The 23,612-nt window shown below is 63.1% G+C and carries 20 protein-coding genes; 9 read left to right on the forward strand and 11 right to left on the reverse strand.

From position 1 onward, the window contains the following. The first annotated feature begins 15 nt into the window (after nucleotides 1-15). Nucleotides 16-597 carry a YceI family protein gene (locus H618_RS0111525; RefSeq protein WP_028695215.1) on the forward strand — a complete coding sequence of 194 codons (582 nt, stop codon included), beginning with the start codon at nucleotides 16-18 and terminating at the stop codon, nucleotides 595-597. A gap of 1 nt (nucleotide 598) precedes the next feature. Continuing rightward, nucleotides 599-1,759, forward strand: coding sequence for a phospholipase D-like domain-containing protein (locus H618_RS0111530; RefSeq protein ID WP_028695216.1), 1,161 nt, complete (start codon nucleotides 599-601; stop codon nucleotides 1,757-1,759). Nucleotides 1,760-1,768: 9 nt separating this feature from the next. On the opposite strand, the gene H618_RS0111535 is transcribed toward H618_RS0111530, so the two are convergent. Then, complete coding sequence (locus H618_RS0111535) at nucleotides 1,769-2,167, reverse strand: nuclear transport factor 2 family protein (protein ID WP_028695217.1); 399 nt, start codon at nucleotides 2,165-2,167, stop codon at nucleotides 1,769-1,771. Nucleotides 2,168-2,282: 115 nt separating this feature from the next. Here H618_RS0111535 and H618_RS0111540 point away from each other — a divergent pair, with 115 nt between their 5' ends. Together H618_RS0111540 and H618_RS0111545 are read left to right on the forward strand one after the other, a co-directional pair. Next, nucleotides 2,283-2,873: a GNAT family N-acetyltransferase gene (locus H618_RS0111540; protein WP_028695218.1), complete on the forward strand. Its 591-nt coding sequence runs from the start codon at nucleotides 2,283-2,285 to the stop codon at nucleotides 2,871-2,873. Further along, nucleotides 2,870-3,736, forward strand: a complete 867-nt coding sequence (locus H618_RS0111545; RefSeq protein WP_028695219.1) for a carbon-nitrogen hydrolase family protein — start codon at nucleotides 2,870-2,872, stop codon at nucleotides 3,734-3,736. The genes H618_RS0111540 and H618_RS0111545 overlap by 4 nt, the downstream gene beginning before the upstream one ends. A gap of 18 nt (nucleotides 3,737-3,754) precedes the next feature. On the opposite strand, the gene H618_RS0111550 is transcribed toward H618_RS0111545, so the two are convergent. The 5 genes from H618_RS0111550 to H618_RS0111570 all read right to left on the reverse strand — a co-directional run bounded on the left by H618_RS0111550 (nucleotide 3,755) and on the right by H618_RS0111570 (nucleotide 13,733). Beyond that, nucleotides 3,755-6,226, reverse strand: coding sequence for an RHS repeat domain-containing protein (locus tag H618_RS0111550; protein WP_081673765.1), 2,472 nt, complete (start codon nucleotides 6,224-6,226; stop codon nucleotides 3,755-3,757). Next, nucleotides 6,223-9,030: an RHS repeat domain-containing protein gene (locus tag H618_RS0111555; RefSeq protein ID WP_028695221.1), complete on the reverse strand. Its 2,808-nt coding sequence runs from the start codon at nucleotides 9,028-9,030 to the stop codon at nucleotides 6,223-6,225. Before H618_RS0111555 ends, H618_RS0111550 begins: the two co-directional genes overlap by 4 nt. Nucleotides 9,031-9,099: 69 nt before the next feature. After that, the gene (locus tag H618_RS0111560; RefSeq protein WP_028695222.1) at nucleotides 9,100-10,074 is read right to left on the reverse strand and encodes a hypothetical protein; all 975 of its coding nucleotides are present in this window, start codon (nucleotides 10,072-10,074) and stop codon (nucleotides 9,100-9,102) included. Between the two features lie 58 nt (nucleotides 10,075-10,132). Beyond that, nucleotides 10,133-12,061, reverse strand: coding sequence for a hypothetical protein (locus tag H618_RS0111565; protein ID WP_028695223.1), 1,929 nt, complete (start codon nucleotides 12,059-12,061; stop codon nucleotides 10,133-10,135). Nucleotides 12,062-12,209: 148 nt separating this feature from the next. Further along, nucleotides 12,210-13,733, reverse strand: coding sequence for a fumarate hydratase (locus tag H618_RS0111570; protein WP_028695224.1), 1,524 nt, complete (start codon nucleotides 13,731-13,733; stop codon nucleotides 12,210-12,212). A 231-nt stretch (nucleotides 13,734-13,964) separates the two neighbouring features. Between H618_RS0111570 and H618_RS0111575 the strand changes: the two genes are divergently transcribed. Continuing rightward, nucleotides 13,965-14,906 (forward strand): iron-sulfur-binding ferredoxin reductase, encoded by a 942-nt coding sequence (locus H618_RS0111575; protein WP_028695225.1) that lies wholly within the window; start codon nucleotides 13,965-13,967, stop codon nucleotides 14,904-14,906. Here H618_RS0111575 and pyk read toward each other — a convergent pair whose 3' ends face one another. Then, nucleotides 14,907-16,358 carry a pyruvate kinase gene (gene pyk, locus H618_RS0111580; RefSeq protein ID WP_028695226.1) on the reverse strand — a complete coding sequence of 484 codons (1,452 nt, stop codon included), beginning with the start codon at nucleotides 16,356-16,358 and terminating at the stop codon, nucleotides 14,907-14,909. It abuts the gene before it with no gap. A 171-nt stretch (nucleotides 16,359-16,529) separates the two neighbouring features. Between pyk and H618_RS0111585 the strand changes: the two genes are divergently transcribed. The 3 genes from H618_RS0111585 (at nucleotide 16,530) to sbcB (ending at nucleotide 18,991) form a co-directional block, all read left to right on the forward strand. Continuing rightward, a complete protein-coding gene (locus H618_RS0111585; protein ID WP_028695227.1) occupies nucleotides 16,530-16,916 on the forward strand; it encodes a tetratricopeptide repeat protein in 387 nt (128 codons plus the stop codon). A gap of 217 nt (nucleotides 16,917-17,133) precedes the next feature. Then, on the forward strand, nucleotides 17,134-17,493 hold the full coding sequence (locus tag H618_RS0111590; RefSeq protein WP_028695228.1) for a PilZ domain-containing protein: 360 nt from the start codon (nucleotides 17,134-17,136) through the stop codon (nucleotides 17,491-17,493). Nucleotides 17,494-17,560: 67 nt separating this feature from the next. Then, the gene (gene sbcB, locus H618_RS0111595; protein WP_028695229.1) at nucleotides 17,561-18,991 is read left to right on the forward strand and encodes an exodeoxyribonuclease I; all 1,431 of its coding nucleotides are present in this window, start codon (nucleotides 17,561-17,563) and stop codon (nucleotides 18,989-18,991) included. 86 nt (nucleotides 18,992-19,077) lie between these two features. On the opposite strand, the gene mvaT is transcribed toward sbcB, so the two are convergent. After that, nucleotides 19,078-19,455 (reverse strand): histone-like nucleoid-structuring protein MvaT, encoded by a 378-nt coding sequence (gene mvaT / locus H618_RS0111600; RefSeq protein ID WP_028695230.1) that lies wholly within the window; start codon nucleotides 19,453-19,455, stop codon nucleotides 19,078-19,080. Between the two features lie 272 nt (nucleotides 19,456-19,727). Here mvaT and purU point away from each other — a divergent pair, with 272 nt between their 5' ends. Then, nucleotides 19,728-20,579 (forward strand): formyltetrahydrofolate deformylase, encoded by an 852-nt coding sequence (purU, locus tag H618_RS0111605; protein WP_028695231.1) that lies wholly within the window; start codon nucleotides 19,728-19,730, stop codon nucleotides 20,577-20,579. A 32-nt stretch (nucleotides 20,580-20,611) separates the two neighbouring features. Here purU and gpgF read toward each other — a convergent pair whose 3' ends face one another. Genes gpgF through gpgS form a run of 3 tightly spaced genes read right to left on the reverse strand, consistent with a single transcriptional unit; the run spans nucleotide 20,612 to nucleotide 23,470 of the window. After that, nucleotides 20,612-21,604, reverse strand: a complete 993-nt coding sequence (gpgF, locus tag H618_RS0111610; RefSeq protein ID WP_028695232.1) for a glucosaminyl phosphatidylglycerol flippase — start codon at nucleotides 21,602-21,604, stop codon at nucleotides 20,612-20,614. After that, on the reverse strand, nucleotides 21,601-22,365 hold the full coding sequence (gene gpgD / locus H618_RS0111615) for an N-acetylglucosaminyl phosphatidylglycerol deacetylase (RefSeq protein WP_028695233.1): 765 nt from the start codon (nucleotides 22,363-22,365) through the stop codon (nucleotides 21,601-21,603). The genes gpgF and gpgD overlap by 4 nt, the downstream gene beginning before the upstream one ends. Next, nucleotides 22,358-23,470 carry an N-acetylglucosaminyl phosphatidylglycerol synthase gene (gene gpgS, locus H618_RS0111620; RefSeq protein ID WP_028695234.1) on the reverse strand — a complete coding sequence of 371 codons (1,113 nt, stop codon included), beginning with the start codon at nucleotides 23,468-23,470 and terminating at the stop codon, nucleotides 22,358-22,360. The genes gpgD and gpgS overlap by 8 nt, the downstream gene beginning before the upstream one ends. Nucleotides 23,471-23,612: the final 142 nt, after the last annotated feature.

Genomic DNA, 23,612 nt, shown 5'->3' on the forward strand with positions numbered 1-23,612 from the left:
TTCGCGAGATTTCCCATGTTCAATTTGCCCCGCCTGCTGCCTGCGCTGTTGCTCTTCCTGTGCCTGCCCGCCCATGCCAACTGGCATCTGGATGGCGAGTCGTCGCGTCTGTCGTTCGTCACCGGCAAGAATGGTGACGAGGTCGATGTGCACCGCTTCCTGGTGCTGCATGGCTCGGTCGACACCAAGGGCGCAGCCGGGTTGAGCATCGAAATGGATTCGGTCAGCAGCGGCACGCCGTTGCTCGATGAGCGTATGCGCGAAAGCCTGTTCGAGGTGCGCAACTTCCCCGATGCGACCATCAAGGCGCAGATCGATCTGCGCCCGATCAACGACCTGGCCAATGGCGCCCAGGTCGAGCTGCGCCTGCCGTTGACGGTCACCCTGCACGGCAAGTCGCAGCGCTATCAGGCGCAACTGCTGGCCACGCGTCTGGATGAAAGGCGCTTCCAGGTGGTCACCCTCGAGCCGTTGCTGCTGCGCGCCGAGGACTTCGGCCTGCTACCGGGCCTGGAAACCCTGCGCAACGCCGCCAAGCTCAAGACCATCAACCCGTCGGTACCGGTCAATGCGGTGCTGATCTTCACGGCGCGCTGAAGTGGCCGGGCCGGTTTTCCCTTGGCGTGAAGGCAATCAGTTCGAGCTGCTGATCGACGGTCCGGCATTCTTTCCACGCATGCTGCTGGCCATCGTGCGCGCCGAGTTTCAGGTCGACCTTGAGCTGTACCTGGTCGAGGCCGGGGCTTGCGCCGATGCGGTGGTCGAGGCGCTGGAGCAGGCCGCGCAGCGCGGCGTGCAGGTGCGCTGCCTGTTCGATGACTACGGCTCGCAAGCCTTTGGCCGGCCGCTGCGCGAGCGCTTGCTCAATGCTGGCGTGGAGCTGCGCTGGTACAACCGCATCCACTGGCGCCGCGGCCTGCGCAACCTGTACCGCGACCACCGCAAGCTGCTGCTGGTGGACGAGCGCCTGGCGGTGGTCGGCGGCACCGGGGTCACCGATGAATTCTGGGTGCCGCAGGACGATTTCAGCCAGTGGCATGAGGTGATGGTGGCCATCGAAGGGCCGCTGGTGAGCGACTGGCAATTGCTCTTCGACCGCCAGTGGCATGCCAACCAGCAGCGCAGCGCCTGGCGCCCGCCTAAGGATTTCGATGGCCTGGCACGGGTGCCCAACCAGCCGGCGCAAGGCCAGGGGCTGGGCCGGGTGGCTTACGCCGACGCCCGGCAGCACCGCGACATCCTGCGTTCACTGGTGCGTGCGCTGAACGCCGGGGAACGCCGCATCTGGCTGGCGACGCCGTACTTCCTGCCCACCTGGAGCGTGCGCCGCTCGTTGCGCCGCGCTGCGCAGAAGGGCGTGGATGTGCGCCTGCTGCTCACCGGGCCGCGCACCGACCATGCGGCGGTGCGTTACGCCGGGCACCGCTACTACCCACGGCTGCTGCGCGCCGGGGTGAAGATCTTCGAATACCAGCCGCGCTTCCTGCACCTGAAGATGGTGCTGGTGGATGACTGGGTGAGCGTCGGTTCCTGCAATTTCGATCACTGGAACCTGCGCTTCAACCTGGAAGCCAATCTAGAGAGCCTCGACCCGGTGCTCACCGCTGAGGTCGCCGCCAGCTTCGACCGTGATTTCGCCCTGAGCGAGGAAGTCGACCTCGCCAGCTGGCGCGCGCGGCCACTGTGGCGGCGGGTCAAGCAGCGCCTGTGGGGCTGGCTCGATCGGATCGTGGCGAACCTGCTCGACCGCCGCGCCTGAGGCCGGCCTTCAGGCGACCTGCTCGACCCAGTCGTTGAGGTTGTAGTAGTTGGTCACCCGGGCGATCTTGCCGCAGTGAATGTAGAAAAACGCGCCGGCCGGCAGCACGTAGGTCTGGCCGTCGGCTGCAGGCAGGCCTTCGTCATTGGCCAGGTACTCGCCATGCACGGTGAATTCGGCAGCAGCGCGATTGCCCTCGGCGTTCTGCATGACCACGATGTCGGCCAGACGCTCGCGGTAGCAACGGTTCATTTTCTCCATGAAGCTGGCGAATTTGGCTTTGCCCATCTGCCGTTCGCCCTGGTTGATGTCGTGAATCACATCTTCGCTGAGCAGCGCGAGAAAGCCGGGCATGTCGCCGGCGTTGAAGGCGGCGTAGTAGGCCTGGACGAGTTCGGTAGCGGTCATGGCAAAGTTCCTGTCGTGTAGGGGCAAGGGATCGACGTTGGCCGGATGATAGGGTTTCCCCTCAGGCCCGGCTTAGCCGAGCGCGTCATCCACATCGACAAAACGACCTCTTCGCATGGAAATCCGCCTGTTGCACGGCGCTGCGATCGCGCCCTACATCGATGACCTCGCTCGCCTGCGCTTGACGGTGTTTCGCGAGTTCCCCTACCTCTACGACGGCTCGCTGGACTACGAGGCCGATTATCTGGCCGCCTATGCCCGCTCAGGGCGCAGCCTGCTGGTGCTGGCGCTGGACGACGGCAAGGTGGTCGGCGCCTCGACCGGCCTGCCGCTGGTCGACCAAGTGCCGGAGTTCCAGCAGCCGTTCCTCGACCAGGGCCGCGACCCCAACGCGGTGTACTACTTCGGCGAGTCGCTGGTGCTGCCGGAGTACCGCAACCAGGGCCTGGGCGTGCGCTTTTTCATCGAGCGCGAGTCGTACGCACACAAGCTGGCCGAGTTCGACTACTGCGCCTTCTGCGCCGTGGAACGGCCCTCCGGCCACCCGTTGCGCCCCGCCGACTACAAACCACTGCAAGGCTTCTGGCGCAATCGCGGGTTTCTTCACGAACCCTCGCTGCGCACACGTTATGCATGGCGTGATCTGGATGAGGCCGAGGAGTCGGACAAGATCATGTCGTTCTGGCTCAAGGCCCTGCCGGCATGATCCGCCTGGCGGCGTGCCAGTACGCCATCGAATTGCTGGAAACCTGGGACGCCTACGCCGAGCATCTGCAGGCGTTGTGCGCCGAGGCGGTGCACGGCGGGGCACAATTGCTGCTGTTGCCGGAGTACGCCGGGCTGGTGCTCAGTGGCCAGTTGCCCGCTGCGCAGCGCGGTGATCTACACGGCTCGATCAGCGGCATCCAGCCGCTGATTCCACGCTGGTTGGCGCTGTGTGAAGGCATCGCCCGCGAGCATGGGGTGTACCTGCAACCCGGCAGCCTGCCGGTGCTCGACGGCGATGGGCGCTATCGCAACCGGGCGTGGCTGTTCGGGCCGGAAGGGGTGCTGGGTCATCAGGACAAACTGATGATGACCCGCTTCGAGAAGGAACAGTGGGACATCAGCGCCGGCAGCGGGCTGAAGGTGTTCGAGACGGCACTCGGCCGACTGGGCATTCTGATCTGCTACGACAACGAATTTCCCATGCTCGCCCGGCGCCTGGCCGAGCAGGGCGCCGACCTGATTCTGGCGCCCAGTTGCACCGACACCGAGGCCGGTTACCACCGGGTACGCATCGGCGCCCAGGCGCGGGCGCTGGAGAACCAGATCGCCGTATTGCAAAGCCCGACCGTGGGCCTGGCGCCGTGGTCACCGGCGCTGGACGAAAACGTCGGCTGCGCCGGCCTGTACGTGCCGCCGGACTATGGCATGCCGGCCGATGGTGTAGTCGCGCAGAGCAGCATCATGAGCCCAGCGAGTAGCCAATGGCTGTTCACCCTGCTGGATATCGGCGCTGTCCGCCGCGTGCGAGACGTGGGCCAGGTTTTGATTCGGCGCGATTGGCCGGATCAGTTCGCGCTGTGACCACCGCTGCCGCGCACCCTACTTGACACCTGGCAGGAAGAGATTCCAGACAGCGTCGACATACTCCTGCCTTGGGAGTTTGCCCTGCAGGTGGCGGGGCAGCGTCGAGCGTTTCGAGAGTATCCGACCATAGCCTTGACCAAGAAGCATGCTTTGTTGGGTGTCAAAAAACCTTGGGACCTGCGCTTCACCCAGCGGGCTGATTACCGGTATGCCTAAGGTATTGCTGACGCGATGCGCTGCCCCTGAGTTGCCGCTATGGCAAGCGATCAGAACCAGCGGGCCTTCCGGATTGGTTTTGCCTGCCATTGCATAGTCGACGATTTCTGGGCCGATCAAATCCTGGGCGAGGGTTTCAGCCGGCACGAATTTGCCCTCCAGATCCATCAAGTTGCCATGCTGATCGCCGTGGGTGATGAAAGCGGGGGTCTTCTTGCCATCGTAGTTGGGATAAAAGCTGACAACTTCGATGGGTTGGTCATTGCCAGGCAGGCTGACACTCGTTCCGGCCTTACCTGTGAGCTTGGTACTTCGCGTACTTGTGCGGGTCTTGTTCATCAGCTTGCCTGCACGGCGCCCAATCTTTGCCATGGAGGATGCAGCTTTGGGCGCCATCTCCAGCCCACTCCCCAACAGGCCTGTGCCCAGCGAAATCCAACCCAGAATGCTGGCCGCCTTGGAATCCTTGTCCACCGCTTCCAGTACGGTGGAGGCGATCCCGGTGCCCAGTGACACAGCGCCCAATGTGGCGGCGCCCATGGCCATCGCGCCACTGGCGGTCAGGGCCGAAATTCCGCCGGCATACACTGCCGCGAACGCCGGGGCTGCTGCACCAAAGGTCGCCACGGTGGCCACCACGCCCAGGGCCAGGCCGACGCCGGCGATGACCCATGTCCACCAGCTGTGACCATCCGGGTCGATACGATTCACCGGATCGCCTGCGCAGTAAGCGTAAGCGTTCAGGCCTCCACGACTGAACGGGCTGGTGCTGTCCGGTGCGAGGAAGATCATCAGCAGTGGATCGTATGGGCGGTAGCCGCCGGGAATGTACCAGCCGGTCAGCGGCTCACGACGCTCACCGGCGAATCCGAACTGCATGCCATCGAGCGGTGGTGCGTCGTGCTCGGCGCCGTGGGCGGTGTAGCGGCGCGCACGTAGCTGTCGCTCGGCTTCGACGCGCACGCTGCCCTGCGCATCGCAACCATAGAGCGTGACATTGCCCTGGCGCACGCCATCCCGCAGCCGCTCCAGTCCCAGCAACTGACCGCCATCGCCGAGCGGACGAAGGGTGTGGGCGCCGCGTTGCTCATGGGTCAACTGTCCGGCGCTGAAGAACCCACGTGCCAGCGCCCCGTCCACCGTACGGTCGCACAGATTGCCACTGGGATCGTAGCCATAGCGGCATGTCTGGCCGCGATACTCGACCTGAGTCACCCGGTCCTGCGCGTCCCATTTCACTGTGCGGCCGAGGCTGTCGCTTTCCAGGCGACCGCAGGCGTCGTAGTTCAGGCGAATCGATGAGGGCCAGGTTGCGTGGGTATGGCCGATAGCGCTGACTTGGCAGGGATCGAGCGAGTTGTCGTAGGTATAGGTAGCGCAGTCTTCGCTGCCGTCGGCGAAGGTGCTGACGATTTGCTCATAGCCATCGAGTGCGTTGAGGGAGAACACCTGCCTGACGACCCGGTTACCGAATGGATCGGTAGGCGCGATCGCGGCATCGGCGGTATACAGGCTCAGACGGCCTAGCAGGTCATAGCCGAAGGTTTCCTGGCCGGTGTGAACATCATCCTGCCAGTGTCGCGTGCTGACTTGGTTCAGGTCGGTGTAGGTCAGCGTTTGTACCGAGGTCTGCGTGATGCCATCGGCGATGGCAGTGAAACGACGGCGGTGTTCACGGCCCAGATCATCGTAGTCGATGGCCTGCACTACGCTGCGTCCGCCAACCTGATCGAGCGTGGTGTACGTGCAGGGCCGAGAGAACTCGTCGTAGGTGATGTCGCAGCGGATCTCACCGACCACGATCTGGCACAGCCGGCCATGGGCATCGTGGGCGCGGCGATGATCTGCACCGTCGGCATCGACATAACCGAGCAATTGTCCGCCCAGGCTGTACTGCCAGAGCGTGACATGCTCCACGCCGTCGATCTGCCAAGTGTCGCTTTCAGGCTGACCGCTGGCCGTGTAGGTCATCAATTGGCTGCCCAATGGACCTTCGCTGCGTTGCACCATGCCCAGTTTGGGGTGGTAGCTGAACTGGTTGGCCGGCTCGCCGGTTGGCAGAATCGCTGCGATGGCATTGTGCAGCGCGGCGACATAGGTGAAGTCGACCCGCTCGCCGTTGGCCAATGTATTGGCGCAGGGAGGCAGTTGCGCCGGTCGGTAGTGGTAGGCAGTGACGCGACCCCCGGCCTCGACGGTCAGTTGACGGCCCAGGCCGTCGAAGGTCTGTCTGCCAAGGAGGGTATCGGTCATGGCTGATAGGGACGTCATGGCTGTTCTCCGACACTCACGGCAGTGGAAATGGATTCGGGATGGTCACCGTCACTGTGCGCGGCGTAGGTGAACGCGACCGTGCGGACGCGCGGTCGATCCTGTTCGGTGAAGTGCTGATGACGCTTGCAGATGCGCCCGTAGTGGTCGTACTCGAAACGCGTGACCTGGGCACCGCCATCGCGTGGAGTGACCCGCTGTTCGATGAGCCGATCGAGTCCGTCGCGCAGGGAATCCTGGGTGCGTACGCTTTGTCCCTGGGAGTCGTAGAGCACGCTCTGAACGGGGCTGCCAGCGACATTCAGGGTGGTGAGTTGCCTGGCCGACCGGGCGCCGCCAGGGCTTTGCTGCCAATGCTCCATGCAGCGCCGGGACGGATCATTGCGGGTGTGCGTGACCACGCCGCTTGGGGCGGTCAGGCGACAGACGTTGCCCCACTCGTCGTAGTCGGTGGTCTGCGTCAGGCTGAACAGCAGATCGCCCTCGGGCGACCAGTCCTGGGAGCGTTGTTCCACCACGCGTCCCCAGGCGTCGTAGCGGATACGCTTGATGTCGCGGAACACGCCTGGTCGGTGGTCGAGGTCTTCGAGTTGCATCAGCACCAGGCGACCGCTGCCGTCGAGCCAGGAACGTTTGCGCTGGCCGGTAGCGTCGGTTTCTTCCAGTGCCACATGAGCTTCGAGTTCATCGCCCAGGCGTGTGGCGTGCTCGGCGACGAACTCGTCGTCCAGGTGATACGCGCAGGTCCGGGCTGTTTCGTAGTCGGTGCCGCTGGCGATCACCGTACGTACTGCCCGTCCCAGCGCATCGTAGGCATACACCGTCTGGCTGCCATCGGCACTGACGTCGGAATGAGTCAGTCCGGTGATGAGCGAGCGCGTGTCTGCGCTGGCCGATCGGCTCACCTCGGTATTCTCGAAGCCATCGATCTGTGTGCGGGTTTCGAGCAGCGCAGGCGCCCCAGGTGCGCGTACCACGCGGTAGTCGTAGCGGGTAGTGGTGGTCAGGCCGTTCAAGGTGCTCAGCACCAGTCGTTGTCGGCCGTAGTGGGTCTTCTCCTGCCTTTCGTAGGTTTGCGAGGTGCTTTCCAGAACCGTGTCGCTGCGCACATCCACCAGTTCCTCCAGGCAGACCACCGCATGATCCGGATCACCGTCGATCAACGACGCCAACGCCTCGTATTCATAGCGTGTGCGCAGAACCGGCGCATCACCGGGGCAACCCGGTGCGGGATGCACCGTTCTTGACTTGAGATACCGCACCATCCCCGAGGCGTCGACGGGACAACCCATCAGCTCGCCGGAGGCAGGATAGTAGTCGTTGAACTCGAGCACTCCAGTAGGGAAGGAGGTTTGCAGGGTGTTACCAAACACATCGTAGGTGTAGGAGGTTTCCTCACTGCAGCGGCTGCCTGCCGTGTGATCGATGTAGGTGGTGCAAGTGAGGTGAGGTAACTGGCATTGAGGGGGTTGCGCCAGCCAAGGTTGGTCATAATCGACGCCATACACCGTCTCCTGGAGGGTTTCGCAATCGCCGCTGACGGTGACCTCGCGAATTTGCAGGTGATGTCGGTCCCAGGTCCGAGTGATGGTGGTGCTGGGTACGACGCCCCGTTGCCTGTGCTCAGCCAGTAGGGCATCCAGATCGTTCCGCGCACCCTGTTCGGTGTTTCGTTCGCTGAGCTGAAACGCCTGCAGTAGCGCCAGGTCGCCAGCACTCTGGTACTCGATGCACTGGTATTCATAGCGATTGCCGAGCCGATACAACGAGTCACGGCCCAACTCCCAGTCGAAACCTTGCGGGCTTGCGCCGCCCAGATAGTTGTTCGAACCGACCCAGCCATAGGTTCGCAGCAACGCCGATGCGCCAGGGCCGTCTGTGTGCAACCAACTCGTCACACGCGGCATGTAGGCGATTGGCGCGTTGTTGGGCAGACGGTGAGACGCCTCGAGGGTCTGGCTCCAGTTGACGTGGTCGGTTGCCCCAAGCGGCCCGGAAACCTGTGTAGGCAAACGCAAGCGCTGATTGCCTACCGCCTGATCGAGGTAGCCGAATGTGAAGGGGTCATTGATTTCCGGGACAACCAACCGCGTCAACTCCTGATTGCTCAGGATGAACTGAAACTGTGACTGCTCGGAAGAGCCCGGCTCCAGGGTCAGGACACGCTGCTGCCTGTCGTAGCGCGCCAGTGTTCGCTGCCCGTCGCGTACTGCCTGCAGGTGTAGAACATCATTGGCGCGCACCCAGTCGAAATGCAGGCTACGACCCTCGGGGCTGCGCAGTTCGTGTAACACGTACTGGCTACCGCTGCGTCCGACGCGACGCAGGAATTCAGTTTCTCCAGTCTTGTGCAGGATGCGAAAACCGATTTCCCCGGCAGAGTCGTTGTCAGCCCACACCCTGACCTGCATGGCCTTGAGCTTGTAATCGAGGAAGGCCAGCAGCCCCCCTGGGCCGAGATCGGAATTGGCCAGGTCTACCGAGAACTGCTCACCCGAAGACAGACGCAGGGTCCAGACGTTCTGGATCACGGTCAACTGGCTGTATTGCAGCGACCAACCCAGCCCGAAGCCCTCGTCGTGCTGTGACGACATGGCGCTGTAGCCCAGGGAAAACGACCAGGTAGGGCCAGCGAGGTCGTTGGCCTCTCCCAAGGGCAAGTTGATACCCAGATTGAATTGGCCTGTGCGTGGGTCGACGCTCGACTGCACGGCATGCAGGAAGTTGTGGCCTTGGGTATGGATGCTGCTTGCGTTCAGCGGCGCGGGCGCTTGCGCAAGATCGTGCGGAATTGACAGGGACATCGCATGCGACCTCTATCCATTGATGAGTCCGCCAGGGGCCTGAGCGGCATCTGGCGGCGTGCAGACAGCTCAGATCGCTGATTCATCCGTTGTCGGGTAACTCACGGTGATTCTGCTGCGGCGCTCCAGCGCGCTGCCCCCTTCTTCGAAGCGCAGCAACACCTGATGATCGTTGCCGTGACGGTCCACGAGGCTGATCGAGCATGGGCCTGCATGGCTCAGTCCTGGTCTGTTGAAGGGAATGTTGTCTGCGCCATTGAGCACCACCACCATCGAGTCGCTGCCGGGTGTCTTGGCGCGGGGGCTGGGCGTGAAGCGGTCACCGACGTCGATCGCAGTGTTGTATCGCACGGTCTTGTCGCCCGGCAGCGCGATGCCGACATAGGTGGCGTAGGTTTCCGTCAGGGTGTTGGTGTGCCAGCGAATCATTCCCGGCACTTCCATTCGCGATTGCGTGGACAGGCCGAGTGTTTTCAGGCGCAGGGAGTATTCATGGAGAAAGACATTGTTGATGTCGCCTTCCCTGATGGTCTGCTGCCACTCGTAATCGTTTTCGCCAAAATAGGGCGGGCGAACGGTAGTTAAAGACACGTGACTGTCGAACCCGTTGGCGATATCGGTGTAGTAGACCGTGTTCTGGTCTTTCTGAATGCGCGCACGAAGTCTGACGCTGCTGCCACCGGGCTGTGAGGTCGAAACGTACATCAGTTTGTTCGCCGGTGGGGGCGGTGCACTATTCGTTGGCGACTCAGCGAGCGGCCCTGGCATGAGGTCGAAGCGTGTATCTCGTTCTGAGGTCTGCCACCAGTTGAGAGCGCCGGGGCCATTGAAGGGCAGAGGCTCATACAAACCGTCGGATCGCTCCATGACCAGGGTCAGGCTCGCCAGTTGCGCGGGAGTGAGCGCTGGCTGGCTTGCATGCACATGGGCAATCAGCCGTATCTCGGCCTGTTGGCGGGCATTGCCATACAGGTTGCTGCTGGCTGAGGACAGCTCGAGGCGGAAGGTTTGTAACCAGAATTGCGGATTGTCGAGGGTGTTCATGGGGCGATTCACCTGGAGTAAGTTCAAGAAACGGGCTGCAAGCGGATGCACGCTCAGTTCAGTCGGTCAGCCACATGACATTCATGCGGTATCGCACGGCGACCCAGACTGAGTGGTGGTTGCCGTTTTCGTCCTGAACGTTGCACATGTAACTCCAGTCGCGATTGGATTCACCTTCGATCCAGGTTCGGTCGAGTTGCAGGCGGAACAGACTGACGCCTTCATTCGGCGTATTGAGCGGCTGCGAGATATCGAGCCGTGCTGCGGTAACCGATGACTGGCCCAGCAAGGCGCTCCAGAAGATCCAGTTGGTCATGTTTTTGCCGTTGTAGTCCCACCTCAGGCTTTGCGATTGGGGGTAATACACGATGCGATGCGCAATGGGGCTCTGGAAGCTCAGGTGATACCGGTCGATATCCCTGACGCCGTCGCTGCGGTGATCGCCGGCATCGTGACGCACCAGGCTGAAGTCACCTGGTCGGTTGTAGACGTAATCGACTGCGCGCGGCTCGATGATGGCTGAGGTGTTGGACCTTCCTGCCACGGTCTTACCGTCGCCTGGCGGCAGCGTGTGGTCATGGCTGTGGTAGGTTTTACCGTCGATCATCAATCTTGCGGCGACCCGAACATTGGCGCTTTGGTAGGTCTTGTAGAAAAACCGTATGACCTGCGCATTGGGCCTGATGGGCAGCGACTCGCCAGCCATGAATTGATTCTGGTAGTAGCTGAAGCGCAGGTCGATCCGGCTTTGCGTACGACTGACGCCATAACCGGGTGGCATCCTCGAGCCGGTGTTGTAATCGATCAGTTCCAGCCCGGCCAGGACACTGTCGGGGATGGTGACTGGAATACCGTACTGATCCACGGCCTCGATGATCACGTCCACGTAGGTCTGTTGCGAACCGTTGGCGTACAACCTGCACGGCGCCGCATCGGCAGCCAGCCCGCGGCCCGCGACTCGAAGAAAACTGATGTTGCTGATGGCATGGCTGCCGACCGAATGGACAGTGCTGACCTCCAGATCCAAGCGAGTATCCAGACTTGGCCTGACGCTCAGAAGATGCAGAGCACCTTGTCGGTCGCGTGCTTCGATCGTCTGCGGCTGGGCTTGAGCTCGATCGTCGAGCGTACTGTCAGGGCAGGGCTGCGGCTGGACCACGATCACCAGTTGGTCAGTGGTCGAGGTGAGGGGCTGCGTCACCCAATGATCGGGATCGGCAGTCGTCGCGTGCACGCCGCTCGGATACACGATGGTCGACGTATTTGGCAGGGCAAAGCCCACCCTCGGCTGCATGGCGCCGAGCGATGGTTGCGGGTCCGAAGGCATTGCCTGGCGTGCAGCGGTTGGCGCTACGACCAGTCTGGCGCTGGAAAAACCACCCCACTTGGGGCGTAGCGAAAACTCCAGAAGGGCGTCCGAGTCACGGATTACGGAGTTGTCGAACAGACGCTCACCGATGCGGACTTTGCGCTGCCATTCGTAGTCCTGAGGGAAACAGTAGTTGGGCGACTGTTCGGCGATCAGTTCCTGCTGCAAAGGCTCTGGGGTAACCATCCGCTGGCCTGAGGTTGGTTGCACCGTGCCGAGTACAGTAATGCTCTGGCCATCAGCCGCACGGCAATGCACATACAGGCGTTTGCTGCGTACGGTGCCATCCGCACGGAAGGGTGCGACTGGCACGGCCATGTCCGCGCCTGACGGGTAGTAGTCATAGCGGTCGTCGTGTCGGGTGCGATAGAACCAGTCTGCCGTGTCATCGTCCCGCGGAATCGGCACGCACTCTCCGCTAGCGCTCTGGTACATCAGGCCGAACGACTCGAATTGCTCATCGCTGATTACCTGTCCATCTGCCGCAGCGGCTACCAGCGTCACTTCGATCTGCTGGTGTCCGTTGTTGAGCACGCGATCGCTGCGCGATGTCAGGAAAATGCTGAAGTCAGCCAGCCAGTGCTCGGGGTTGGCAGTTAAGTCTTTGGGGGGTGACATGCTCATTGCTCCTTGCTGATGTAGGCAATGAGCGTATCGGTGAGCCTGATCGTGCGGTACTGACAGAATTGTCAGTAGGGGACGGACATCGGTAATGCCCAATGAAAACGCCCGGCCAAGGCCGGGCGTTCGGAGGGTGCGAGACGGCTTACTTCACTTCCACCGCCAGGCTCTGGGCAATCTTGCCCTGCCACAGCGCGGGACCTGTGATATGCACCGATTCACCCTTGCTGTCGACGGCAACCGTCACTGGCATGTCCTTGACCTCGAACTCGTAGATCGCTTCCATGCCCAGCTCGGCGAAGGCCAGCACCTTGGACTTGCGGATCGCCTGAGCCACCAGGTAGGCAGCGCCACCGACGGCCATCAGGTACACGGCCTTGTTGTCCTTGATCGCTTCGATGGCGGTTGGGCCGCGTTCGGACTTGCCGATCATGCCCAGCAGACCGGTCTGCTCGAGAATCTGCCGGGTGAACTTGTCCATCCGCGTCGCGGTGGTCGGGCCAGCCGGGCCAACCACTTCGTCACCGACCGGGTCGACCGGGCCGACGTAGTAGATGAAGCGGCCTTTGAGGTCGACCGGCAGTTCTTCACCACGGTTGAGCATCTCGACCATGCGCTTGTGCGCGGCATCACGGCCGGTGAGCATCTTGCCGTTGAGCAGGATGGTTTCACCCGGCTGCCAGCTGGCGACTTCTTCCGGGGTGATGCTGTCGAGGTCGACGCGGCGCGCGCTCGGGCCTGCTTCCCAGACGATTTCAGGGTAGGCGTCCAGCGACGGCGCTTCCAGCTCGGCCGGACCGGAACCATCGAGCACGAAGTGCGCGTGGCGGGTGGCGGCGCAGTTGGGGATCATGCACACCGGCAGCGAGGCGGCGTGGGTCGGGTAATCCATGATCTTCACATCGAGCACGGTGGTCAGACCGCCCAGGCCCTGGGCGCCGATGCCCAGCTGGTTGACCTTGTCGAACAGCTCGAGGCGGATTTCCTCGATGCGGTTCTGCGGGCCGCGGGCCTTGAGCTCGTGGATGTCGATGGATTCCATCAACACTTCCTTGGCCATGACCGCAGCTTTCTCGGCAGTACCGCCGATGCCGATGCCGAGCATGCCCGGCGGGCACCAGCCGGCGCCCATGGTCGGCACGGTCTTGAGCACCCAGTCGACGATCGAGTCGGACGGGTTGAGCATGGCCATCTTGGATTTGTTTTCCGAGCCGCCGCCCTTGGCTGCCACGTCCACTTCGACCTTGTCGCCAGGGACGATGGAGTAGTGGATGACGGCCGGGGTGTTGTCCTTGGTGTTCTTGCGCGCACCGGCTGGGTCGGCCAGGATCGAGGCGCGCAGGACGTTCTCGGGCAGATTGTAGGCGCGGCGCACGCCTTCGTTGATCATGTCGTCGACGCTCAGGGTGGCGCCGTCCCAGCGCACGTCCATGCCAACGCGCACGAACACGGTGACGATGCCGGTGTCCTGGCAGATCGGCCGGTGGCCGGTGGCGCACATGCGCGAGTTGATCAGGATCTGGGCGATGGAATCGCGCGCGGCGGGCGACTCTTCACGCAGGTAGGCCTCGTGCATCGCCTGGATAAAATCGACGGGGTGGTAGTACGAGATGAATTGCAGGGCATCGGCGACGCTCTGAATCAGGTCGTCCTGCTTGATCACGGTCATGCAGCGCGCTCCTCTTTAAAGACGGGAACATTCGTAAAGGCATTCGGCCGCCGCTGGGTGCGGCGTGAAGTGCCTTGCAGGAGATGGCGGCTGGTCAGGCCGCCAGCGAAAAAGGCGCGGCATTATAGCGCACCTGCCGGGGTGAAACACCTGTGTGCTGAGAGCGGTTCAGGCAGCCTTGTGCGCCTGCGCATGGCATGCTGTGCGGCATTCGCCAGGAGACCTTTCCCCATGCCTGAATTACGCGTCGGCGCCCGGCACTGGTCGGTGGCCGCCGACAGCAACCTGCTAGATGCCCTGCTCGCGGCGGGGATCGCAGTACCCCACAGCTGTCGTGCCGGCAGTTGCCATGCCTGCCTGGTGCGCTGCCTGCACGGTCAGCCGGCCGACGCCCGCCCCGAGGCGCTCGACGCTGCCCAGCGTGCCGAGGGCTGGCGCCTGGCCTGTCAGTGCCGGGTGCTCGACGATCTGCACGTGGCACCCTTCGATCCGCGCAACGACGGCCTGCCGAGCGAGGTCGTCGAGGTGCACTGGCTGGGTGAGGTGCTGCGTGTGCGCCTGTTGCCCGCGCGCCCGCTGCGCTATCAGCCGGGCCAGCACGCGGTACTGTGGCTGCACGGGGTGGCACGACCGTATTCACTGGCAAGCCTACCGGGCGAAGACCGTTATCTGGAATTTCACATCGATTGCCGGAGGCAGGGGGCGTTCAGCGAGCGTGCTCGGCAGTTGCGCAGCGCTGATGCTGTGAGCCTGGGCGAAGTGCGCGGCGGAGCGTTGCATTACGACCCGGACTGGCATGACAGGCCGCTTTGGCTGCTCGCTGCAGGCACAGGGCTGGCGCCGCTGTGGGGCATCTTGCGCGAGGCGCTGCGCCATGGGCATGCGGGGCCGATCAGGCTGCTGCACGTAGCTCACGAGGCATCAGGGCACTATCAGGCAGATGCGTTGAATGAACTGACGCACAAGCATCGGTCGTTGCGCGTGGAGGAGGTGCTGGCCGATCAGTTGCAAGAGGTGCTGGCGGCGTTGCGCCTGGAGTCGCGGCAAACCGTGGCGCTGGCCTGCGGCGCTCCGGCAACCGTCGAGCAGTTCGCCCGACGGCTGTTCATTGCCGGATTGCCGAGAAATCAGCTGTATGCCGATGTGTTCACTCCTGCAGAGGACACACCGTGATCAAACCAGCGGATCACCGACATGCAGAATCTTCATGCCGTTGGTGCCACCGATGGTGTGGTAGCTGTCGCCTTTGGTGAGGATCACCCAGTCGCCTTGCTGCACAAGACCGCGCTGCAGCAGTTCGTCGACGGCCGCCTGGCTGACCTGTTCGGCCGGCAGTGCTGCCGGGTCGAAGGCGATCGGGTAGACGCCACGGAACATCGCGGCACGGGCCTGGGTGGCCTGATGCGGCGAGAGGGCGAAGATCGGCACGTGCGAGCGCAGACGCGACATGATCAGCGGGGTGTAGCCACTTTCGGTGAGCGAGATGATCGCCTTGACCCCGGGGAAGTGGTTGGCGGTGTAGATCGCCGCCAGGGCGATGCTCTCGTCGCAGCGCTGGAAGGTGGTGTGCAGGCGGTGGCTGGACTTCTGGCTGGTCGGGTGTTTTTCCGCGCCCAGGCAGATTCGCGCCATGGCCTGAACGGCCTCGATCGGGTAGGCGCCGGCAGCGCTTTCCGCCGACAGCATCACGGCGTCGGTGTTGTCCAGTACGGCGTTGGCGACGTCCGAGACTTCGGCACGGGTCGGCATCGGGTTCTGGATCATCGACTCCATCATCTGCGTGGCGACGATCACCGCTTTGTTGTTGCGCCGGGCGTGCTGGATGATCTTCTTCTGGATGGCGATCAGCTCGGCATCGCCGATTTCCACACCCAGGTCACCACGGGCGACCATCACGGCGTCGGACGCGGCGATCAGCCCATCGAGGGTTTCGTCGTCGGCGACCGCTTCGGCGCGCTCGATCTTGGCCACCAACCAGGCGCTGCCACCGGCGGCATCGCGCAAGGTGCGGGCGTATTCCATGTCCTTGGCATCACGCGGGAACGACACGGCCAGGTAGTCGAGGTCCATTTCCGCGGCCAGCTTGATGTCGGCCTTGTCTTTTTCGGTCAGTGCCGGCGCGGTCAGGCCACCGCCTTTGCGGTTGATGCCCTTGTGGTCGGACAGCGGGCCGCCGATCAGCACCACGCAGTGCAGAGAGTCGGCAGTGGCGTTCTCGACGCGCATGACCACACGGCCATCGTCGAGCAGCAACTCGTCGCCGACACCGCAGTCCTTGACCAGATCGGGGTAGTCGATGCCGACGATCTGCTGGTTGCCTTCGGTCAACGGGTGGGCGGTGGAGAAGGTGAAGTGATCACCCACCTTGAGTTCGATGCGCTTGTCGCTGAACTTGGCGATACGGATCTTCGGACCTTGCAGGTCGCCCAGCAGCGCCACGTGGCGGCCATTGCGTGCGGCGATCTCGCGGATCAGGCGGGCACGCGCCTTGTGCTCGTCAGGGGTGCCATGGGAGAAGTTCAGACGTGCCACGTCGAGGCCGGCGAGGATCAGTTGCTCGATCACTTCCGGCGAGTTGCTGGCAGGGCCAAGTGTGGCGACGATTTTGGTACGGCGGATGGTCATGCATAGACTCCTTTAATGAAGCGCAGCGAGAGGCTACTCCTCAATCGTGTTGTAGTCATTGTTCAGTTGCACTACCTGGGTTGCACCCAGTGCCACTGCAGCCATGCTGACACGTGCCTGTGAAGATTTGCCGGAGCGTGCCGATACAGAGGCCATCTGAGGAGACCGTTCATGAGAACCCTGATTCTGCTGGCCGCAGCCGCCAGCCTCGTCGGCTGCACCCGCTGGTCGATGGACCACCACCTTGACAATGCCTACCGCGCGTACGACCGCGGCGACTGCGCGCGGGTGATGCTCGAGCTGTCGCAGGTCGATCGCACCAGTCGCGCGCGACCGTTCATCCACCCGGAGGTGTCGCTGTTGCGCGGCCAGTGCCTGGAACGGCAAAAGCTCTATGTCGATGCCGCGCACACCTATGAGTACCTGATCCAGCGTTATCCGGGCAACGAATACGCCTACCGTGCGGCTGCGCGCCTGCAGACCCTGGAGCGGCTGGGCCACTACCGGGCAGCGGAGCCTGCGCAGGTAATGCCGGCGCGGGTGCCACCTACGCGTTGATCAGGTGCGGTGCAGGGGCAGATCCTCTGCTATACCGTTCAGTGTTTGGGGCCGTAAAGGACTGCGCCCCGTGCAAGCGCGACTGCGCTGGATGCCCCATGCCCCATGCCCGCTGGGCGCCTTTTTGCATGGCCACCCCGGCAATCTGTTAAAACTTTGTAACAACCTCCGCCAGTACCGAGTTTTCCTGGCCTCTCATAGGAAAGCCCTGACCGCCATGTTTACTGCTCGCCAAATCCAACGTCATGAATTGTGCGCTGTACTTCAGGTGTTCAATCGCATTACCGGCCAACCGCTGGGCTATCTGGGCAATGTTTCGGAAAATGGCCTGATGCTGATCAGCGAGCTGCCGCTGATGGTCGGCCCGGATTTCGAATTGCAGATTCGCGTTCCGCTCAAGGATGGCGGGCTGCAGTTCATCAACCTCACCGCCAGTTGCCTGTGGTGCCACGAAGATCAGACCCCCGGCCATTACGATTCCGGCTTCATGTTGTTGCAGGCCCCGCGCGACTACGACTCCTACGTTCGCGCCCTGCACGAGTTCTTCAGCTTCCGCCAGGCCAGCGCCTCGGCCTGAGGCCTGGACTGGCCGCTGCCCCCCACGCACCGCTAGACTCGGGTCGATCTTCTGACAGGACGACCCCGTGAGCTCCAGCATCTTCTGGCACGACTACGAAACCACCGGCATCAACCCGCGCTGTGATCGCCCGCTGCAACTGGCCGGCGTGCGTACCGACCTCGAGCTCAACGAGATCGAGGCGCCGATCAATCTGTATTGCCGCCCCAGCGACGACATCCTGCCCCATCCCATCGCTTGCCAGGTCACCGGCATCACCCCCCAGGTGCTGGCTGAGCAAGGCCTGGGCGAGGCCGAGTTCATGACCCGGGTGCATGCCGAACTTGCCCGTCCCGGCACCTGCGGCGCCGGTTACAACACCTTGCGTTTCGACGACGAGGTCACCCGCTACAGCCTTTATCGCAATTTCTTCGACCCCTACGCACGCGAATGGCAGGGCGGTAACAGCCGCTGGGACCTGATCGACGTGGTGCGCACCGCCTGCGCCCTGCGTCCTGAGGGCCTGGAGTGGCCGCAACAGGATGGGCGCATCAGCCTGCGTCTGGAATTGCTCAGTCAGGCCAACGGTATCGAGCATGGCAACGCCCACGAAGCACTGTCCGATGTGCGCGCAACGCTTGCCCTGGCGCGGCTGATCCGTGAGCGTCAGCCGAAGTTGTACAACTGGTTGTTCGAGCTGCGCAGCAAGCACAAGGTCATGCAGCAGATTCAGCTGCTGCAACCCTTGGTGCATATATCCGGACGCTTTAGCGCCGAACGCAAATACCTCGGGGTGGTGTTGCCATTGGCCTGGCACCCGAGCAATCGCAATGCACTGATAGTCTGCGATTTACATCAGGACAGTCTGCCTTTATTGCAGGAAAGTCCTGACATTCTACGCAAGCGTTTATACACGCGACGTGAGCAACTGGCGCCAGGCGAATTGCCGGTTCCGCTTAAATGCATCCAGATAAACCGCTGTCCGGTGGTCGCGCCGCTCTCGGTAGTGCGGCCCAACGATGAGCAGCGGCTGAATCTGGATATGTCACTTTATCTGCAGCGGGCCGAGCAATTGATCAGTCAGGTCGGGCAGTGGCAGGACAAACTGGCACTGATTTATAGCGCGCAAGATTTCCCACCCAGCGAAGATCCGGAACAACAGTTGTACGACGGGTTTATCGGTGACCGCGACCGCCGAGTGTGCGAGCAGGTGCGTGCAGCGACCCCGCAAGAGTTGGCCGATGGACAGTGGATGTTCGACGACGCGCGCCTGCCGGAATTGCTGTTCCGCTACCGCGCGCGCAACTTCCCGGCAAGCTTGAACGGTGCCGAGCTACAACGCTGGAATGCATTCTGTCGGCAACGTCTGAGTGAGGCGGGCGCCGGGGCGCCGAATACCCTGAACGATTTTCGCCAGGCCCTGCAGGGCGCTGTGCAGAACGTCGCGGCGCCGGCCCGGCAGGTGCTCGATGCCTGGCAACTGGAAGCCGAGCGCCGGCAGCAGCGTTATGGGTTGTAACTTGAAGTAATTTTCACGCAAATAAAAAAACGCCAGCAAGTGCTGGCGTTTTTTCAGGTGGGGAGACGGGCGTACCCGTCAGGCCATCAACCCAGCAGGGTCGACCAGCCTTCTACGACATCACCACCCCATTTGGCTTTCCACTCTTTCAGGGTCTTGTGATTGCCACCCTTGGTTTCAATCACTTCACCATTGTGTGGGTTTTTGTATTGCTTGACCTTGCGCGCGCGTTTGCTGGTAACCGGTTTGGCGGCGCCGCGCGGGGCTTTGCTCAGTTTGGCTTCTGGGTCAAGCAGGGCAATAACATCGCGCAGCGACTTGGAGTATTCGCCCATCAGGGTGCGCAATTTGCCTTCGAATTCCAGCTCTTGCTTGAGCTTGTCGTCTTGCGAGAGATTGGCCAGACGCGCCTGAAGTTCTTTGATGGCTTCTTCGGTAGCGCGGTATTCGTTGATCAGGGACATGAGGTGTTCCTTGAGTACATAGTTTGGGAGACAGTGGCGCAATAATAGACAGACGCTTCTGGCAAGTAAACAACTAATCCGAACGTCGATGTTTGAATGTGCCGGCCAGTACGATGTATTTGGTAAAGAAAAATTTACTTTAAGTGCCTGTTGTGGGCAGCGGCGCGGCAGGGTGCAATCACGCGCCGCGTCTGCAGCACGTCGATGATTACTGCGCTTTGCCCGGCAGCCCGCTACAATCGGCGCCTTTGCGAAGTTCTGGAGTCTGTTTGATGCGCACCTTTCGTCTGGTGATCGCCTGCCCCGACCGTGTCGGTATCGTGGCCAAGGTCAGTAATTTCCTGGCGTTGTACAACGGCTGGATCACAGAAGCCAGCCACCACTCCGATCCGCAGAGTGGCTGGTTCTTCATGCGTCACGAAATCCGGGCCGAGACGCTGCCGTTCGGCATCGAAGCGTTCCGCGAGGCCTTCGCGCCTATCGCCGATGAGTTCTCGATGATCTGGCGCATCACCGATTCGGCGCAGAAAAAGCGCGTGGTGCTGATGGCCAGCCGCGAGTCGCACTGCCTGGCCGACCTGCTGCACCGCTGGCACAGCGATGAACTGGACTGCGATATTCCCTGCGTGATCTCCAACCACAACGACCTGCGCAGCATGGTCGAGTGGCACGGCATTCCGTTCTTCCATGTTCCGGTCGATCCGCAGGACAAACAGCCGGCCTTCGCCGAAGTGTCACGCCTGGTCGCCGAGCACGGCGCCGATGTGGTGGTACTGGCGCGCTACATGCAGATCCTGCCGCCGCAGCTGTGCCAGGACTACGCCGAGCGGGTCATCAACATCCATCACAGCTTCCTGCCCTCGTTCGTCGGTGCCAAGCCCTACCATCAGGCAGCGCTGCGTGGCGTCAAGCTGATCGGCGCGACCTGCCACTACGTCACCGAAGAACTCGACGCAGGCCCGATCATCGAGCAGGACGTGGTTCGCGTCAGCCATGCCGACACCATCGAAGACATGGTGCGTTTCGGCCGCGACGTGGAAAAGATGGTGCTGGCCCGCGGCCTGCGTTACCACCTCGAAGACCGCGTGCAGGTGCACGGCAACAAGACCGTAGTCTTCGATTAAGGCTCAGGGCGGTTCTGATGAACCGCCAGCCCCTAGTCGGTCTGCCGCAGCCAACGCTGCAGCAGCGGCCGCGCCAGCAGGCAGACGAACACCGGTGCGCCGGCCAGCAGGTAGAAGTAGTAGGTGATGCCACGCCAGATGACGATCGCCGCCGCCGCTGCCGAGCCGCCCACCAGCGGCGTCAGCAAGGTGGCGCTGGTCAGCTCGGCGGCGCCGGCGCCGCCCGGCAACAGGCTGAACTGCCCGGCGCTGAGCGCCAGCATCTGCACCAGAAAGCTCGGTATCCATGCCAGGCTCGCGCCCAGCCCTTGCAGCACCAGATACAGCACGCTGTAGCGCAGGCCCCAGTGTGCACAGGTGAGGGCGAACACCAGCGCCAAGGTACGTTTGGGCAGGCGCCAGGTCTGCGCCAGTGCCTGCAAAAAGCGCAGCAGCTTGCGCGCCCAGCGCCGCCTGCGGCTGGCGGCCATGCCCAGACGCTTGAGCATCCGACCATTCCAGCGCATCACCTGACGGCGCCAGCGCAGCAGCGCGAGCAACAGTAGCAGCGCGGCGCAGAGCATCAGCGCGCTGCCCATCAGCATGCTTTGCTGGCTGTGGCCAAGGCGGTTGAACATGGCGTAGCCGGCAATCGCCAGCATCGCGCAGAAGAAAAACAGCAGGTCGTTGAGCTGATCCATGGCGAACGCCGCACCGCTGCGCGCGGCGCTGACCCCTTCGCGGTGCAACAGCGCGATCAGTGCCACGGGTCCGCCGCTGCCGCCGGGTGTGGTGCAGATGGCGAACTCGGTCGCCATGATCACCCCGACACTGCGCAGCGCCCCCAGGCGCTCACCCTGCTGGCCGAGCAACAGGCGCAGGCGCCAGGCATTGATCACCCAGCACAGCAGAATCATGCCCAACAGACCCGCCAGCAGGCTCGGCGAGAAGTTACGCAGCCGCGGCAGCAGGTCGGCACCGCCCAGCCATAACGGCACCACGGCGCCCAGCAGCAGCGCCGCGCCGAGCCAGGCCAGTCGGCTCATGGGCGCAGCTGGCGGTCGAGCCAGGCCGATTTGGTCAGCGGCTGGCGGCCTTGGGCGATGAGCGTGCGCAAGGTGTTCATCCAGTACTCGCGAGACGAGCGGTGGCGCATGTCCACCGGGTGCAGGCCCAGGCGCAAGGTGCTGGCGCCGGCCAGGCGCCGGCACTGCCAGTCGCTGACCACCCGTGACAGGCCACGACGCCAGGCGCTGCGCGCGCTCCACACCAGCCCCGGCGCGTCGATGGCCTGAAAGTCAGGCAGCCGGTAGAGGTGCTGTGGCGTGCTGGTGTAGGCCAGCGGCAACTGGCGCAGTGCCTGACGGGTGCCTTCGCTCATCAGCCAGGCGGGGGCGACGAAGCCTTTGACCGGCAGGCCCTGGGCATCGAACACGGCAAGCCCGTCACGCAGGCGCTGCATCGCCGCGGCCTGATCGAGGGCATAGAATTCGCCCTCGTGGGTGTAGATACGGCGCATGAACAGCTCGCGTGGGGTGCGTGGCGGCGGGCCGTCGTCGGCGTGGTAGAAGCCGTGCAGGGCCAGTTCATCGCCCTGGGCCAGGCGCCGCTGCAGCAGGCGGCAGAAGGCTGGCGCGTGCTGCAGGGCGTTGCGGTGATGAAAGTCAGGCACCACCAGCCAGGTCATCGGCACCTCGCCCAGAGCATCGACAGCCTCGACGAAAGGCTGGTAGTCCGGCCAGGTTTCCGGCGCCACGTCGTGCAGCACCAGCATCACGCTGCGCGGCGCATCCTGCAGGTCATGCATGGGCACGCACCGGCATCTGATGGCCCAGCACGGCGTGGTAGTGCTCGAGCAAGCCATTGACCACGCTGTCCCACGCGTAGTGCTGCTCGACATGCTGGCGTGCCTGGGCGCCGAGCTTGCGTGCACCTTCCTCGAATACCTCACGCACGCTGGCCGCCATGGCCTGGGCGTCGTTCGGCGTGCACAGCCTGCCGCACTCATCGCGCACGATTTCGCTGAATGCCCCGGCGCGCACTGCCACCACCGGGGTGGCGCTGGCCATGGCTTCGAGGATGACCAGGCCAAAGGTTTCCTGATCACCGGCGTGTACCAGCAGGTCGGCGCTGGCCAACAGGCTGGCGACCTCCTGCGGCGGGCAGAATTCGTTGATCACGCTGACGTTGTCCGGCACGTTGACCGGCATGCTCGAACCGACCAGCAGCAGGTGGTAATGGCTGCCCAGGGTGCGCATGCACTCGAGCAATACCGGCAGATTCTTCTCGCGCGAGCCACGCCCGGCGAACACCAGCAGGCGCGTGGTATCGGCCAGGCCCAGGCGCGGGCGCAGTTGCGGGTCGCGTCGCGCTGGGTCGAACAGGTTCAGGTCGACCCCAAGCGGCTGCACATGCACCTCTTTCACGCCCAGGCGGATCAGCTTGTCGGCCATCACCTGGCTTGGCGCCAGCACCCGGTCGAAGTTGCCGTACAGCTTGCTGACGTAGGCTTCGACGTTGGGCGTGAACCAGTTGCCCATGCGGTTGCTGACCAGCAGCGGCAGGTCGGAGTGGTAGAAACCAATGACCGGCACGTCCAGTTGGCGGCGTGCTTCCAGCGCCGCCCAGGCGGTGAAGTAGGGGTCGCCGACTTCGATCAGGTCCGGTTGCAGCTTGCGCAGCGCGTTGCACCAGGGCGCCAGGCGCACGGGAAAACGGTAGCCCTTGCCGAACGGCAGGGGCAGGGCGGGGACGTGGTAGATCCCATCCGCCTGAGTGGCGGTCGCGCCCGGAATCAGCAGGCTGTGCCGCACGCCAGGCATGGCGTCGAGGCGGCGGTGTTTGGCATCAAGATAGGTCCGTACGCCGCCGCTTGCCGGGGCGTAGAACATGGTGATGTCAGCAATGTGCACGATCGGTGTCCCTCCGGGATCATCTTCGGCGCTGTCTTACGGCTGTAACACACCGTTACAGGTAGCGCCTGAAGGTGGACCTTTCATCGGGGGGATTTGTTCGATTTCGCTGACCACGGCCCGTCTTGCCTGAGCTTTGCGC

This window comes from Pseudomonas cremoricolorata DSM 17059 = NBRC 16634 (assembly GCF_000425745.1).
Lineage (GTDB): Bacteria > Pseudomonadota > Gammaproteobacteria > Pseudomonadales > Pseudomonadaceae > Aquipseudomonas > Aquipseudomonas cremoricolorata.

Coding starts and splice junctions, on each gene's coding strand:
- H618_RS0111525 (WP_028695215.1), top strand. CDS start 16: ATGTTCAATTTGCCCCGCCTGCTGCCTGCGCTGTTGCTCTTCCTGTGC.
- H618_RS0111535 (WP_028695217.1), bottom strand. CDS start 2,167: ATGACCGCTACCGAACTCGTCCAGGCCTACTACGCCGCCTTCAACGCC.
- H618_RS0111540 (WP_028695218.1), top strand. CDS start 2,283: ATGGAAATCCGCCTGTTGCACGGCGCTGCGATCGCGCCCTACATCGAT.
- H618_RS0111545 (WP_028695219.1), top strand. CDS start 2,870: ATGATCCGCCTGGCGGCGTGCCAGTACGCCATCGAATTGCTGGAAACC.
- H618_RS0111550 (WP_081673765.1), bottom strand. CDS start 6,226: ATGACGTCCCTATCAGCCATGACCGATACCCTCCTTGGCAGACAGACC.
- H618_RS0111555 (WP_028695221.1), bottom strand. CDS start 9,030: ATGTCCCTGTCAATTCCGCACGATCTTGCGCAAGCGCCCGCGCCGCTG.
- H618_RS0111560 (WP_028695222.1), bottom strand. CDS start 10,074: ATGAACACCCTCGACAATCCGCAATTCTGGTTACAAACCTTCCGCCTC.
- H618_RS0111565 (WP_028695223.1), bottom strand. CDS start 12,061: ATGTCACCCCCCAAAGACTTAACTGCCAACCCCGAGCACTGGCTGGCT.
- H618_RS0111570 (WP_028695224.1), bottom strand. CDS start 13,733: ATGACCGTGATCAAGCAGGACGACCTGATTCAGAGCGTCGCCGATGCC.
- H618_RS0111575 (WP_028695225.1), top strand. CDS start 13,965: ATGCCTGAATTACGCGTCGGCGCCCGGCACTGGTCGGTGGCCGCCGAC.
- pyk (WP_028695226.1), bottom strand. CDS start 16,358: ATGACCATCCGCCGTACCAAAATCGTCGCCACACTTGGCCCTGCCAGC.
- H618_RS0111585 (WP_028695227.1), top strand. CDS start 16,530: ATGAGAACCCTGATTCTGCTGGCCGCAGCCGCCAGCCTCGTCGGCTGC.
- H618_RS0111590 (WP_028695228.1), top strand. CDS start 17,134: ATGTTTACTGCTCGCCAAATCCAACGTCATGAATTGTGCGCTGTACTT.
- mvaT (WP_028695230.1), bottom strand. CDS start 19,455: ATGTCCCTGATCAACGAATACCGCGCTACCGAAGAAGCCATCAAAGAA.
- purU (WP_028695231.1), top strand. CDS start 19,728: ATGCGCACCTTTCGTCTGGTGATCGCCTGCCCCGACCGTGTCGGTATC.
- gpgF (WP_028695232.1), bottom strand. CDS start 21,604: ATGAGCCGACTGGCCTGGCTCGGCGCGGCGCTGCTGCTGGGCGCCGTG.
- gpgD (WP_028695233.1), bottom strand. CDS start 22,365: ATGCATGACCTGCAGGATGCGCCGCGCAGCGTGATGCTGGTGCTGCAC.